15 protein-coding genes and 1 riboswitch are annotated in these 12,578 nt (G+C 61.8%); of the genes, 5 read left to right on the top strand and 10 right to left on the bottom strand.

The window, feature by feature from the left end; genetic code table 11:
• Nucleotides 1-461 precede the first annotated feature (461 nt).
• The 4 genes from Q8N40_RS17290 to Q8N40_RS17275 form a co-directional block, all read right to left on the bottom strand.
• Nucleotides 462-644: a hypothetical protein gene (locus Q8N40_RS17290; RefSeq protein ID WP_305712673.1), complete on the bottom strand. Its 183-nt coding sequence runs from the start codon at nt 642-644 to the stop codon at nt 462-464.
• Between the two features lie 369 nt (nt 645-1,013).
• Nucleotides 1,014-1,526: a hypothetical protein gene (locus Q8N40_RS17285; RefSeq protein ID WP_305712672.1), complete on the bottom strand. Its 513-nt coding sequence runs from the start codon at nt 1,524-1,526 to the stop codon at nt 1,014-1,016.
• An 8-nt stretch (nt 1,527-1,534) separates the two neighbouring features.
• Nucleotides 1,535-1,690, bottom strand: a complete 156-nt coding sequence (locus Q8N40_RS17280) for a hypothetical protein (protein WP_305712671.1) — start codon at nt 1,688-1,690, stop codon at nt 1,535-1,537.
• A gap of 96 nt (nt 1,691-1,786) precedes the next feature.
• Nucleotides 1,787-2,320, bottom strand: coding sequence for a mismatch-specific DNA-glycosylase (locus Q8N40_RS17275; RefSeq protein WP_305712670.1), 534 nt, complete (start codon nt 2,318-2,320; stop codon nt 1,787-1,789).
• Between the two features lie 187 nt (nt 2,321-2,507).
• On the opposite strand from Q8N40_RS17275, the gene Q8N40_RS17270 reads away from it, so the two are divergent.
• Both Q8N40_RS17270 and Q8N40_RS17265 read left to right on the top strand, forming a co-directional pair.
• Nucleotides 2,508-3,302, top strand: coding sequence for a hypothetical protein (locus Q8N40_RS17270; RefSeq protein WP_305712669.1), 795 nt, complete (start codon nt 2,508-2,510; stop codon nt 3,300-3,302).
• A gap of 8 nt (nt 3,303-3,310) precedes the next feature.
• On the top strand, nt 3,311-4,477 hold the full coding sequence (locus tag Q8N40_RS17265) for a hypothetical protein (RefSeq protein WP_305712668.1): 1,167 nt from the start codon (nt 3,311-3,313) through the stop codon (nt 4,475-4,477).
• Between the two features lie 135 nt (nt 4,478-4,612).
• Here Q8N40_RS17265 and thiC read toward each other — a convergent pair whose 3' ends face one another.
• The 6 genes from thiC to Q8N40_RS17235 all read right to left on the bottom strand — a co-directional run bounded on the left by thiC (nt 4,613) and on the right by Q8N40_RS17235 (nt 10,082).
• Nucleotides 4,613-6,532: a phosphomethylpyrimidine synthase ThiC gene (gene thiC / locus Q8N40_RS17260; protein WP_305712667.1), complete on the bottom strand. Its 1,920-nt coding sequence runs from the start codon at nt 6,530-6,532 to the stop codon at nt 4,613-4,615.
• A 227-nt stretch (nt 6,533-6,759) separates the two neighbouring features.
• Nucleotides 6,760-7,368 (bottom strand): thiamine phosphate synthase, encoded by a 609-nt coding sequence (locus tag Q8N40_RS17255; RefSeq protein ID WP_305712666.1) that lies wholly within the window; start codon nt 7,366-7,368, stop codon nt 6,760-6,762.
• Nucleotides 7,355-8,137: a thiazole synthase gene (locus tag Q8N40_RS17250; protein WP_305712665.1), complete on the bottom strand. Its 783-nt coding sequence runs from the start codon at nt 8,135-8,137 to the stop codon at nt 7,355-7,357. The genes Q8N40_RS17255 and Q8N40_RS17250 overlap by 14 nt, the downstream gene beginning before the upstream one ends.
• A gap of 55 nt (nt 8,138-8,192) precedes the next feature.
• Complete coding sequence (gene thiS / locus Q8N40_RS17245) at nt 8,193-8,390, bottom strand: sulfur carrier protein ThiS (protein ID WP_305712664.1); 198 nt, start codon at nt 8,388-8,390, stop codon at nt 8,193-8,195.
• Nucleotides 8,381-9,421 carry an FAD-dependent oxidoreductase gene (locus Q8N40_RS17240; RefSeq protein ID WP_305318546.1) on the bottom strand — a complete coding sequence of 347 codons (1,041 nt, stop codon included), beginning with the start codon at nt 9,419-9,421 and terminating at the stop codon, nt 8,381-8,383. Before Q8N40_RS17240 ends, thiS begins: the two co-directional genes overlap by 10 nt.
• Nucleotides 9,409-9,543: riboswitch (TPP riboswitch) on the bottom strand. (Overlaps the previous gene by 13 nt.)
• A 26-nt stretch (nt 9,544-9,569) precedes the next feature.
• Nucleotides 9,570-10,082 (bottom strand): lytic transglycosylase domain-containing protein, encoded by a 513-nt coding sequence (locus tag Q8N40_RS17235; RefSeq protein ID WP_305712663.1) that lies wholly within the window; start codon nt 10,080-10,082, stop codon nt 9,570-9,572.
• Nucleotides 10,083-10,280: 198 nt separating this feature from the next.
• On the opposite strand from Q8N40_RS17235, the gene Q8N40_RS17230 reads away from it, so the two are divergent.
• The 3 genes from Q8N40_RS17230 to Q8N40_RS17220 all read left to right on the top strand — a co-directional run.
• On the top strand, nt 10,281-11,768 hold the full coding sequence (locus tag Q8N40_RS17230; RefSeq protein WP_305712662.1) for a hypothetical protein: 1,488 nt from the start codon (nt 10,281-10,283) through the stop codon (nt 11,766-11,768).
• Nucleotides 11,769-11,939: 171 nt separating this feature from the next.
• A complete protein-coding gene (locus Q8N40_RS17225; RefSeq protein WP_305318549.1) occupies nt 11,940-12,140 on the top strand; it encodes a hypothetical protein in 201 nt (66 codons plus the stop codon).
• Between the two features lie 87 nt (nt 12,141-12,227).
• Nucleotides 12,228-12,578 (top strand): PRC-barrel domain-containing protein (locus tag Q8N40_RS17220; RefSeq protein WP_305712661.1); only part of this gene is annotated, 351 nt, incomplete at its 3' end.

The following is a 12,578-nucleotide window of genomic DNA, read 5'->3' as shown; positions in this document are numbered from 1 at the left end:
CGACGTCGCCGGCGTCTATGGCGCGGCCGGCGCCGGCCTCGCCGTCGGCAGCGGCGCCCGCGCCATCGTGCTGACCAACCAGAAGGGCGCGGTGCTGGAACTGTCGGGCCGCCAGACCGGGCTGATGGCGAATGTGGATCTCAGCGGACTTGCGATCACGCTGAAGTAGGGGGCGGCGTTGTCTCGCTGCGCCATGCTCCCTCCGCGTCGTCCCTGCGAAAGCAGGGACCCATAGCCACCGGCGTGAGTTGGGCGAAGGCTGCGTCACCCATCTCATTCGAACGGGAGCACAACGCGGTATGGGTCCAGGATCGGCGTTCGCTGGCGCTCACTTGTCCGGGACGACGTGTGGCGTGAGTTTCAGATTCGACTGTCAAACAGCGTGAGGACACAGCTCCGCATTGTCGCGGCGCGACCCAGCGCACGATACGAAGCCGTTCGCTGCGCCGTCGTTTGAAGTCTTAACCCGTCGCAGCATCCGTGCCGCCGTCACGGTGCCGGGTTTCCACGATAGCCGGTCCGTCGTCCGGGCGCGCCATGGGACGAGGGCGCCGGCCGCTGACGCGAAACAGCGTGTGCACCGTGTTGCCGACCGTGGCGCAGCCGCCGCGCATGTTGGGAAGAATAAGGACCGCTTCGCTCATGCCGTGCTCCATCCGTTTGTTGCCGGGACAATGTGCGGACACCTGTTCGGTTCGGGCTCACGTCCCGTTATGGTTGAGAATGTGTGAAGGGCCAGTGGGTCGAGCGCGAAAGCGAAACCATAGGGGCAATCGCTGCGAATGCTCTCTCGGCGTCGTCCCTGCGAAAGCAGGGACCCATAGCCACCGGAGAGAGTTGGGCGAAGTGTGCATCATCCGTCTTGCTCGAACGAGAGCACAACGCGTTATGGGTCCCTGCTTTCGCAGGGACGACGTCCGAGTTTCGTAGTGTGAGCTTCGCAGCCCGGAAGTAGCCGGCGAGCGGCGCGTCAGCGCTGCGCCGGTACGGATTGAAGCTTGCCTCACCAGATGTCAGCGGCGAATCCAGATCTTCTCACCGGTCAGCGGATTGATTCCGTAAGTTGGCCCATCCTCTTCGTCGATGTCGTCGGGATCGGGATATTGCGGAGGCGCATCGCCGCGTGTCGCGACCACGCGTGGGTACCGGACCTTCGCCAGCTTCGTGCCCTTCGCTTTCAGGCTCACGCGAAAGTACCAGTCGTCGCCGTAGTCGAACAGAAACATCATGGTGTGTCCGATCTCCGGAAACGCCTGTGCGACCCTGGTCTTCTTGACGCCGGCGACGCCCGGCCGGGCATCGCCCATATCGGCGAACAGTTCGTATTGCGGCAGCGTGCGCATCATCGTGGCGGGCTTGAGCCCGCTGTAAAACCCGAAGGCATGATCGAAGTCGAAACCGAATGCCGTCACGATGGCCTCGGCAAACCGGTAGAGCGATTTTGACGGCTCGATTTCGATGTCGCGGTAAACCGACATCTTGCCGGCAAGCCCGGCGCGCAGGATGAAGGTGTCATTCGTCGCCATGTCGGACCTCAACCGTGGATGACATCCATAGCGGTGAGGATAATTGCGGCGAGGCGGGTTGTCGAGACGCCTGCCCTGGCGCGGCCGGTGCCGGAGAATCTCCAACTGCGTCCGGCGGCATCGCGAATGCGATGGCGCGCCACCGGCAGCAGGAGCTTCACCATGGCCCTCGACAAGGACAGGATCGACGACGCGGCGCGTCCGCGTCCGCCGAACTTCAAGCCGTCGAAGGGGGAAGCGAAACCCGTTAAGGGCAATCGTCACATGCGATGGGTTCCGCAACGGCTCAACCCATACGGCTCCCTAACCCATTCCGCCAGTTCCCGCCATGGCTGCACCGACCAGGTGCGCGTCGCCGCGCCGGATGGCGAGGCCAGCACGAACACGACAGGAAAATCGCCCTCGGCCTGCTGCCGCCCCGGCGCCACCGCCTTCGTCGGCCTACAATAGAACAGGCTCGCGGCTTTCTTGCTGGTGAAGGCGATGGTGTCAGGCCGGTAGCGCAGCATCTTGTCGCGGAAAGCCGGGATATCGACGGGAAATTTGAGTGCCTGATGGTCCATTCCCGCGCCGAGCTTGCAGACGTCGGTGAAGCCGATGCCGAGTTTCAGCAGCGAGGGAAATTCATGCGGCGCGTAGCGGCGCGGCGTGATGCCGACCTCGTGGATGGTGCGCCAGAAGCGATTGCCGGGACCAGCGTAGTAGTGGCCCGTCTCGGCGGAACGCTGGCCGGCGGCGGTGCCGACGAAGACGAGTCGCAGGTGGGGCTGGAGTTGGTCGGGGAGTTTTTCCAAACCGAGTGTATCCTTTTTCTATCCCGACGATAGCGGCTTCCGATGGGAAAGGCTCAACCCATCTGCGATGATCCCCATGGGCTGCGGCGCAATTGCGTTATCTATTCGATTGTCGTACAACCTGTAAGTGAATTGATCGCATCCCTAGAATATCTTGCCTAGACACGTGTTTCTTTGGAGATGGTCGTTGTCAACGCTTGCCGATTTTCTGAAGAGAAACTCAGCGGTGAAGGGTAAGCCCCTCCCGCTTCTGCATACCTGTCAGTCTTACAATTTAGAAGGAATCATGGCGGCATCGGCAATATCGACGAGGTTTTGCGATGTCTTCCAAGAGCAGCTAAATTATTTTTTCGTAGGACGGCCAGCCTACAAGAAGGAGCTATCTGCGGAGGCAGCCGAATGGGAGTTGCCGATTTGCTTTGTTTTCTCTTATGACGTTGCCAACGCAAAAAGGATCTTTCCATTTGATAGCGGTGGGTTCGAGAAGAAGCTATTCCCGTCCTTCATTCAAATGATGAATCGTGATAGTTTTGACGTGGTCTCGACTCCAGATGCTCCTGCTCGCGTTATAGGTACGTTCTTTGGCAGTCCGGCGAATTATTTTCGGCTAAAGACACCTGACGAGGATGCATTCGCCGGAAAATATTCATTAGGCGTTTTTGATACGGAAGTTCGCGCGCTGCATCGGCTGATAATAAAAACGGGCAAACCGCCGGATGCGTCGACCGAGTACAAGAAGATTGATGATCGTCGATTTACGATTGAAGTTCAATTTACAGCAGACAAAATGCTAAAAAAGAAAGATTTACTCGCGGTAGTGTTGCCCGAGCCATATTTCTTAGATGCAAAGGTCACGAAATATTTTAGAGATTTGGGAGCTCAACTGATTTCCTATCAAGTTCATCCGTTAAACCCGAATCTATATTATGGGATAATTTACGAAAAGCTCTACGATTTCTTCCGCAGGAAGAAATTCTTTTAGAGGGATTCATGTACACATTGGTTGGCGCCTATTTTCTTACAGAAGCTGATCAGGATGTCGGTTTTCCGGCGTTCAAAGCGGATCGCTCGAACATGCTCTTCACTGTCGCCGTCGATAAGGAACTGTCTATAATTCAATTTTTCCCCGTTATAATCGATAGATTTCATTTTCGTCGATGCGAGGATCATTTTGGTTCGTATTCGCTAGGCGACGTTTTTCCATTTCTGTTCTTTTGGCTCGACGAGCAACTAGTGTCTGTCGATGTAGGTAGCGAAGCGGAAGTCAACGCGGCCTTCAAAGAATTTGAAGCCAAGCCTTTTGCTGACTTGCAACTTGCACGATTTTTCGCGAATCGGGACCGGCCGAGAGCGGTTCGGGCGATATCTGAAGCGGCAAAGGTTCTTGAGATAGATAAGGCGTCCAGACTCTCCTTTATATCTACTGAGACCTCGCTGGTTTCTTTGGTCGACGGCATTTGGCAGGCGGCGAAACCGGAAGTGTCGCCTGCCGTTACGGCTGATGAAATATTTCGCGAGTTCGAGTCGATCGGTAAACGCAGGGCGCATGAGCTTCTGCGAGATGCCGGTTTCAAGGACAGCGACCGCTGGCCGTATCTGTTTATTATATACGAGAGTAAGTTTGGCTATGACGAGTTTATTTATATTTTGGGAAAGGAGTTTATCAGGAAGCTTACGATTTACGAGCGGGCGCCGTCTCCCATAAGTGGCAGGCTCGTTAGTCTTATTTTAGATAAGTATCTGAAGAGCGAATTTGATAGAGAACTGGAAGAAACAGTAGAAGAGCTGATGGAAACGAACGTTTTCGACGTTCTTTGTACGTGGGATCCTCATCTTTTCATGAAGGCGTTTGATTCAACGCATAGATTCGCGCCAAATTTGGAGATAGCTCAAGAGATCGTGGACTTTTTGCTTGAGAATGAAGACGACGATTTTGCGGTGCCATTTAAGCAAGAGTTGTTTGCGCGCTTATACAAATCGTTTAAGGATCTGTCAGATAGCGATCTTATTGATTTTGGGTGGAGTCTTCTCGATCCCGACGACGACGGAGCACGTGACCAGTTCCGTTTGCTAATGTCGGATAGGAGTCGGCTGTCTTTATCCATTCAAGCAAGACTCCGTCACCTGACTGGGTATCGTGCCGTCAAGGCGGTTTAGACATCCAGTCTTATCTGTAATACTCCAGCAGCTTAGATTGGCATGGTCTGATACTGGCAATCGCTGGTTGCGCTGTCGATTCCAGATTGAATGCCCGGGTCAAGCCCGGGCACGACGTGGAGAGAGCATTCCCCCTCACAACACCCGATTACTCTCCTTCACCTTCTCCGCATCCAGATAAACCTGCCCGCCCATCTCCTTGAATTTTGCGGACATCGTCGCCATGCCGTCCTCGATCACGCCCGACATCGTCATCCCCACACTTCCGCCCGCCACCGCGCGCTTGTCGGGGTCGTTCAGCGTCGCGGCGTAGTCCCGCACGTCCTGGGTGATCTTCATCGAGCAGAATTTCGGGCCGCACATCGAGCAGAAATGGGCGACCTTGTGGGCGTCCTTGGGCAGCGTCTCGTCGTGGTAGCTGCGCGCGGTTTCGGGGTCGAGGCCGAGGTTGAGCTGGTCTTCCCAGCGGAAGTCGAAGCGGGCGCGGGACAGGGCGTCGTCGCGCAGCTGGGCGGCGGGGTGGCCCTTGCCTAGATCGGAGGCGTGCGCGGCGATCTTGTAGGTGATGACGCCGACCTTGACGTCGTCGCGGTTGGGGAGACCCAGATGCTCCTTCGGCGTGACGTAGCACAGCATGGCGCAGCCGAACCAGCCGATCATGGCAGCACCGATGCCTGACGTGATGTGGTCGTAGCCCGGGGCGATGTCGGTGGTCAGCGGGCCCAGGGTGTAGAACGGCGCTTCGCCGCACTCCTTGAGCTGCTTGTCCATGTTGATCTTGATCTTGTGCAGCGGCACGTGGCCGGGGCCCTCGATCATGACCTGGCAGCCCTTCTTCCAGGCGATCTGCGTGAGCTCGCCGAGCGTCTCCAGTTCGGCGAATTGCGCGCGGTCGTTGGCATCCGCAATCGAGCCGGGGCGCAGGCCGTCGCCGAGCGAGAACGACACGTCGTATTTGCGCATCAGGTCGCAGATTTCCTCGAAGTTTGTGTAGAGGAAGCTTTCCTTGTGATGCGCCAGGCACCACTTCGCCATGATCGAGCCGCCGCGCGACACGATGCCGGTGACGCGGTTGGCGGTGAGGTGGATGTAGGGCAGCCGCACGCCGGCGTGGATGGTGAAGTAGTCGACGCCCTGTTCGCACTGCTCGATCAGCGTGTCCTTGTAGAGCTCCCAGGTCAGCTTGACCGGATCGCCGTCGCATTTCTCCAGCGCCTGGTAGATCGGGACGGTGCCGATCGGAATCGGCGCATTGCGCAGGATCCATTCGCGCGTGGTGTGGATGTTGCGGCCCGTCGATAGGTCCATCACGGTGTCGGCGCCCCAGCGGATCGCCCACACCATCTTGTCGACCTCTTCCTCGACCGATGAGGTGACCGCGGAGTTGCCGATATTGGCGTTGATCTTGGTGAGGAAGTTGCGGCCGATGATCATCGGCTCGAGTTCGCCGTGGTTGATGTTGCAGGGGATGATGGCGCGGCCGCGCGCGATCTCGCTGCGGACGAATTCCGGGGTGACGAAGGCCGGCACCGCGGCGCCAAAGCTCTCGCCATCGGCGATCGCGGCCTCGGCGCGTTCGAGCTGCACCTTGCGGCCGAGATTTTCGCGGGTGGCGACGTAGATCATCTCCTTGGTGATGATTCCGGCGCGGGCGAACTCCAGCTGCGTGATCATGTGATCACCGACGCCACGCAGCGGCTTGTGATGCGCGGTGAACGATTTCGCCGCATGCGAGGCGCCGACATTGCCATTGTCTTCCGGCTTGATGTCGCGGCCCTGATACTCCTCGACGCCGCCGCGCTCCTTGACCCAGGCGATGCGGCCGCGGGCGAGGCCGGCGTTGACGTCGATGGTGACGGCTGGATCGGTGTAGGGGCCGGAGGTGTCATAGACCGGCAGGTCCGGCTCGCCGGCGCCCTTGCTGAGAATGATTTCGCGGATGGGCACGCGCAGGTCCGGCGCCTCGTCGGGCGTGACGAAGATTTTTCGCGACGACGGCAGCGGGCCGGTGGTGACGGCGGGCAACGTGGTGTCGGGGTTGGAGCGGATGTTCATGGCCTATCCTCCTGTGGAGTTTCTGATTTGTAATTTCGTGGTGTGCGAAGCGGGCCCCCACCCGTCGCGCGCTGACGCGTGCGCCACCCTCCCCCGCAAGCGGGAGAGGGAAGAAGGGATCCGCCGTGCGTTGTCTCGTAAGCGCGAGATGGGGGAAACCCGCACACTGCGCTCCCTCTCCCGCTTGCGGGGGAGGGCAGGGGTGGGGGTCTCTCGGCAAACTCTCATCACGCCGCCTCCACGTGCAGCCCCAGCCACGCGCGCACCCGCGCGTCGGGGTCGGGATTTTGCGTGACGTCGCTGACGACGGCGATGCTGTCGGCACCGGCGGCGTAAATCGCCGCGGCCTGTTCCAGCTTGATGCCGCCGATCGCCACCAGCGGGATGGCGCCGATGCGTTTCTTCCATTCGGTGATTTTTGGAATGCCCTGCGGCGCGAAACGCATCGATTTCAGCGTGGTCGGGAAGATCGGGCCGAGCGCGATGTAATCCGGTTCGGCGCGGAGCGCAGTTGCAAGCTCTTCGTCGTCATGGGTCGAAATCCCCAGCGTCAGCCCGGCCTCGCGGATCGCCGCGAGGTCGGCATCGACCAGATCTTCCTGGCCGAGATGCAGATGTTTTGCGCCGGCCACGATCGCGGCGCGCCAGTAGTCGTTGACCACGAGTTTTGCCTGCGTGCCCTTGATGACTTCGAGCGCGTCGGTGACCATCTGCAGCGCCTCGGAATCGTTCAGATCCTTGGCGCGCAGCTGAATGGTGCCGGCGCCGAGCAGCGCCAGCCGCGCCACCCAGGCGACGGTGTCGACGACGGGATAGAATTTATCAGGATACGGCATGCCAGAACGGTGTCCCAACGACAGGGGTTGAAGGGGAGGCGAAGTCGCGGGCTTCCATCAGGCCCGCTTCGTAAGCGGTTCGCCCAGCCTCGACGCCTGATCGAAATGCGTTGGCCATCCCTACGGGGTCGGCGGCCTTGGCGATGGCGGTGTTGAGCAGCACGGCGTCGTAGCCGAGCTCCAGCGCCTGCGCGGCGTGTGACGGCGCGCCGAGGCCGGCATCGACCACCAGCGTGATGTCGGGCAGCCGGTCGCGCAGCAGTTTCAGCGCGTCGCGGTTGGTAATGCCCCTGGCGCTGCCGATCGGCGCGGCCCATGGCATCACCACCTTGCAGCCGGCATCGACCAGCCGCATCGCGACGGAAAGATCCTCGGTGCAATAGGGGAACACTTCAAAGCCGTCCTTGATCAGGATGCCGGCGGCCTCGACCAGCCCGACCACGTCGGGCTGCAGCGTGTCGTTGTCGGCGATCACTTCGAGCTTGATCCAGGGTGTGCCGAACAATTCGCGCGCCAGCTTTGCCGTCGTCACCGCCTCGCGCACGCTGCGGCAGCCCGCGGTGTTCGGCAATACCGTGACATCGAGTTCGCGGATCAGCGACCAGAACGCATCGCCGGTCTTGCCGCCCGCAGCCTCGCGCCGCAACGCCACCGTGACGATGCCGGCGCCCGAAGCCCGGATCGCGTTCTGCATGATCGCCGGCGACGGATACAGCGCGCTGCCGATCAGCAGGCGGGAGGTGAAGGTCTTGCCGTAGAAGTTCAGCATGGCGTTAGTGCCCTATCTTCGCAGGGACGACGTGGAGAGAGAGTTTGCCATTATCTCACCCTCCCTGCCGCGGCGTGATGATCTCGATCTCGTCGCCGGCCTGAAGCGCCGTCTCCGCCCATTTACTCTTCGGCAGCACGTCGTAATTCAGCGCGATGGCGAAATGGTTTCCCTCATACTCCAGCTCGCTCAGCAGCGCGTCGACGCGACTGGCAAGAATCTCCCGCGGCTCGCCGTTGACGGTCACGCGCATCGCATCACCTCATTGTCGATCTGGCCGCGCTCGACATAGGCCAGCGTCAGTTCCGCCAGCGCCGGCGCGATCAGGAAACCGTGGCGATAGAGTCCGTTGACCGCGATGCGCTGCGCATCGACCGCGATGCGCGGCAGGTTGTCGGGGAATGCGGGACGCAGCCCGGAGCCGAATTCGAGGATCCGCGCTTCCGCGAAGGCTGGATGCACCGCATAGGCGGCGCCCAACAGCTCCAGCGCGGAGCGGACGCTGACGCCGGTGTCCTCGGCCTCGATCGAGGTGGCGCCCAGCATGAACCTGTTATCCTCGCGCGGGATCACATAGAGCGGCCAGCGCGGATGGATCAGCCGCACCGGGCGCGCCAGTTGAACCTCGTCGGTTTCGATCAGGATCAACTCGCCCTTGACGCCGCGCAGTTCCGGCTGGGTGTCGCGCGCGGCGAGGCCGCGGCAATCGATCACGATGCCGTCGAGTTCGTCGGGCGCCGGTTCGCTGTTGAATTTTATGGTGCCGCCGGCGGCGATGATCCGCTGATGCAGTTGCGGCAGCACGCGGCGCGGCTCGACATGGCCCTCGTCGGCAAAGAACAGCGCGTCGCGAAAACGGCCTTCCAGCGAGGGTTCGAGCTCGGCCAGCGCTTTGGCGTCGAGCCGCTGATGGCCGGCCGTGAGTCGGGCAAAACGCTCGTAATCGTTGCGGTCGCGGCTGTGCGCCACCACCAGCGAGCCGTTGAACGGGGTGTCCGGCAATTCCCGCCGCCACAGTTCGAGCGATTTCAGGCCGAGCCGGCTGATGATAGGTTCGGCGACCTCGCTCTCGCACCAGGGCGCCAGCATGCCGCCGGCCCAGTGGCTGGTGGAGAGCATCATCGCTTGGTCGCTGCGCTCATGCAGCGTGACGGCGTGGCCGGCCTGCGCGAACAGCAACGCCTGCCACGCGCCGGCAATGCCGGCGCCGATGACGGATACGGGGGAATCCCCCCTGGTCGCAACGGGCAATGGCCCGCGCTGTGGCTTCGAACTCTGGTACATCCCTGTCCCTTCGCCGGCATGACCCGGATCAGGTTCAAAGGGTCACCGCGGTCTTTCCCCTGCACATCAGGTTCGAGCGTGCGGTATCTCAGCTCCTCATCGGAGCTCCCCTCGGAACAGGTCTAATGTAAGCCGATAACGTTGGGTGTCAACGCGCGCGTTGGCGCTTTGCACGGACTTGCGGCATCGGAACCTGTTCCGCGCGGGTGTCCCGGAAGCCGTCGACCGCCTGGGCATGCTGGTGCCGGCTCCCTGCCAGCCGCTGCCGCTTCGCCGCGTAGTAATAGCCGCCGGCGTAGTAGCCGACGGCGCGATCGGCGTCGCCATTGGCGGCGCGATACGCGCCGGCAAGGTATTTTACCGCGTAGGTCAGGTTGGTGTTGGGGTCGCGCAACCCCTCGGCGTCGCCGCTGTAACCCATGCCGCGCGCGGTCGCGAGCTTGATCTGCATCAGGCCGATGGTGCCGCCGCGCCCGACCACATCCGCCCGGTATTTGCTTTCCCGCACGATCACGCGATGCACCAGCGCTTCCGGCACTCCGTTCGCGCTGGCGTGGGTGGCGACCATGGCTTCATAGTCGGCGCGCTGCGCCTGGGCGGATTGCGAAAATGGCAGGGCGGCCATGGCGGCGAGCCATGCGAGCGACAACAGACGTTTCATGCGGGGAAGGGCCTCGGACGGGCGGGATTGCAGGGTTGAACGTTTAAGAGCCCGGAATGTTGCAACCGCCGGGCGGCGATGTGGCAAAAACCCGGCTTTGTCAGGGGTTTGTTCCCGCCTCGGGGACGCGGATTTACCAAGAATTATGCCCTGGCGTGCTTCGATCGGGCGGTAAAGCCCTCAAAATCGGCCGCGTCCATGACCTTGTCCGTTAGCCATGCCACCGAGCAGGCGAGCCCGCTGCGCGGGCTGCTGCCGCTGTGGGTCGGCGCCGGCATCTATGTGCTGTTTCTGCTGGCCGGAAACCGTCTGCTGATCGATCCGGATACGCTGTGGCAGATCACTGTCGGGCAATGGATCATCGACAACCGCGCGGTGCCGGAAATCGACGTCTATTCCTTCACCATGCGCGGCCAGCCGTGGATCTCGACGCAGTGGCTGGCGCAGGTGCTCTACGCCAAGGCCTATGCCGCCTTCGGCTGGAGCGGTCCGGTGGTGCTGGCGGCCGGCGCGATATCGGCCACCTTCGCGCTGCTGGCGAAATTCCTGAGTCGGCGTCTCAGCGAAAGCACGACGCTGGTGTTCATCGCCGCGGCGCTGGCGCTGACGGTGCCGCATCTGTTGGCGCGGCCGCATGTGCTGGCGCTGCCGGTCATGGTGGCGTGGGTCGGCGGCATGATCGCGGCGGCGGACCGGCGCCGCGCGCCGTCGTTGTGGCTGCTGCCGCTGATGGCGCTGTGGGCCAACCTGCATGGCGGGTTTGTGTTCGGCCTGGTGCTGATCGCCCCGATCGCGCTCGATGCGGTGGTGAGCGCGGAGGCGCGGCTGCGCCGAACGCTGCTGCTGCGCTGGCTGGCGTTCGGCGTCGCGGCGCTGCTGGTGAGCTGGTGCACGCCCTACGGCTGGAACGCACTGCTGGCATCGCAAAAGATTCTCGGCCTCGGCGCCGCACTGCCGCTGATCATGGAATGGCGGCCGGCCGATTTCGGCAGCCTCGGCGCGCTCGAGGTCTGCCTGCTGCTCGGCATCGGGCTGGCGCTGTATCGCGGCATCCGGCTGCCGCCGCTGCGCATCGTGCTGCTGCTTGGACTGGTGCACATGGCGCTGGCGCAAGCGCGCGCCGGCGAAATCCTGGCGCTGCTCGGTCCGCTGGTTCTCGCCGCTCCGCTGGCGCGGCAGATCGGCGGCGCCGAGCCGGCGGGTGCAAACACCGCGCCGCGCGGCGTGCTGTTCGCGGGCGTCGGCATCGTGCTGCTGGCGGGAACCATGGCCTATGCGTCGGCGCATCGCTTCGAGCCGCACACCCGCGGCTCGCCGGTCGCGGCGGTGACCGCGCTGAAGCAGTTGAATCTGTCGCGCGTGTTCAACGATTACGATTTCGGGGGCTATTTGATCGCCAACGGCGTCGCCACCTTCATCGACGGCCGCACCGAATTGTACGGCGAGAAATTCTTCGTCGACCACAACGCGGCGTCAGGCTTGATGAAGCCGGAAAACCTGTTCCGCCTGCTGGAGGAATACAGGATCGAGGCGACGCTGATGCGCACGCAAAGTGCGGCAACCAGGCTGCTCGATCACATCGATGGCTGGCAAAAGATCTACAGCGATGACATCGCCACGATACATCTGCGTAAGCCCGGCGCCGTGCATACGGCCGGGCCGGCGGTCGATCCCAGGGCGAAGTGAGATGCTTCCTACCCACCATGAGCCCTCCAGGGGGAGGGGTGAAATCATCGTGATTAGCCTTCACCTGCACAAACAATTATAATCAACACAGCGTTCGTATCCGACAGCAATCCTGTCCAATTTGCGTGCGACACCCAAACAATCCAGAGGACGACCACAAGGGAGACGCGCATGGCCCGAAGAGATTTCGGCTATCTGCCCCGTGAGAATCCCTGCGCCCAGTGCGGCGCGCCGATTGCGGCACCCGACTGGACCGAGAACGGTCCGCGTCGCATCTCTTATCTCTGGCACTGCAAGGCCTGCGACTACAAGTTCGAGGCGGTGGCCTTCTACGATGCCTCGCATTCGGACCAGCAAGCCCTCGCGGCCTGACGGAGCGGCCTCAGGGAGCGGCCTGAGAGGGGAACACCTGGGCGGGCATCGCGTTAATTCCCTTCATCAACCCAGGGAGGGATGATGATGACCGACGTCATGACCAAACCGCACCAGCTGATCGCGAGCGACCGGGTCGAGGGCACTGCGGTGCGACGGCCGAACGGCGACAAGATCGGCCACATCGAGAGGCTGATGATCGACAAGATCAGCGGCAAGGTGTCCTACGCCATCCTCGGTTTCGGCGGGTTCCTCGGCATGGGAACCAACCTGCTGCCGCTGCCGTGGGCGCGTCTCGCGTACAATACCAGGTTCGAAGCCTACGAACTCGACATCGACGACGAGGAACTGCGGCGCGCGCCGTCGTTCCGCGCCGACAAGGATTTCGACTGGGGCGATCGCTCGCAGGAAACCGAACTGCATCGCTATTACAGAACA

Origin of the sequence: Bradyrhizobium sp., from assembly GCF_030693485.1 — a bacterium.
Lineage (GTDB): Bacteria > Pseudomonadota > Alphaproteobacteria > Rhizobiales > Xanthobacteraceae > Bradyrhizobium.
This window is presented reverse-complemented; position numbering and strand designations above follow the sequence as displayed.

What these genes read in the sequence shown, in the direction of transcription:
- Q8N40_RS17265 (WP_305712668.1), top strand. Translation starts at nt 3,311, where the DNA reads ATGTACACATTGGTTGGCGCCTATTTTCTTACAGAAGCTGATCAGGAT.
- Q8N40_RS17240 (WP_305318546.1), bottom strand. Translation starts at nt 9,421, where the DNA reads ATGTACCAGAGTTCGAAGCCACAGCGCGGGCCATTGCCCGTTGCGACC.
- Q8N40_RS17250 (WP_305712665.1), bottom strand. Translation starts at nt 8,137, where the DNA reads ATGCTGAACTTCTACGGCAAGACCTTCACCTCCCGCCTGCTGATCGGC.
- thiS (WP_305712664.1), bottom strand. Translation starts at nt 8,390, where the DNA reads ATGCGCGTGACCGTCAACGGCGAGCCGCGGGAGATTCTTGCCAGTCGC.
- Q8N40_RS17285 (WP_305712672.1), bottom strand. Translation starts at nt 1,526, where the DNA reads ATGGCGACGAATGACACCTTCATCCTGCGCGCCGGGCTTGCCGGCAAG.
- Q8N40_RS17225 (WP_305318549.1), top strand. Translation starts at nt 11,940, where the DNA reads ATGGCCCGAAGAGATTTCGGCTATCTGCCCCGTGAGAATCCCTGCGCC.
- Q8N40_RS17280 (WP_305712671.1), bottom strand. Translation starts at nt 1,690, where the DNA reads ATGGTGAAGCTCCTGCTGCCGGTGGCGCGCCATCGCATTCGCGATGCC.
- Q8N40_RS17235 (WP_305712663.1), bottom strand. Translation starts at nt 10,082, where the DNA reads ATGAAACGTCTGTTGTCGCTCGCATGGCTCGCCGCCATGGCCGCCCTG.
- Q8N40_RS17230 (WP_305712662.1), top strand. Translation starts at nt 10,281, where the DNA reads ATGACCTTGTCCGTTAGCCATGCCACCGAGCAGGCGAGCCCGCTGCGC.
- Q8N40_RS17255 (WP_305712666.1), bottom strand. Translation starts at nt 7,368, where the DNA reads ATGCCGTATCCTGATAAATTCTATCCCGTCGTCGACACCGTCGCCTGG.
- Q8N40_RS17290 (WP_305712673.1), bottom strand. Translation starts at nt 644, where the DNA reads ATGAGCGAAGCGGTCCTTATTCTTCCCAACATGCGCGGCGGCTGCGCC.
- thiC (WP_305712667.1), bottom strand. Translation starts at nt 6,532, where the DNA reads ATGAACATCCGCTCCAACCCCGACACCACGTTGCCCGCCGTCACCACC.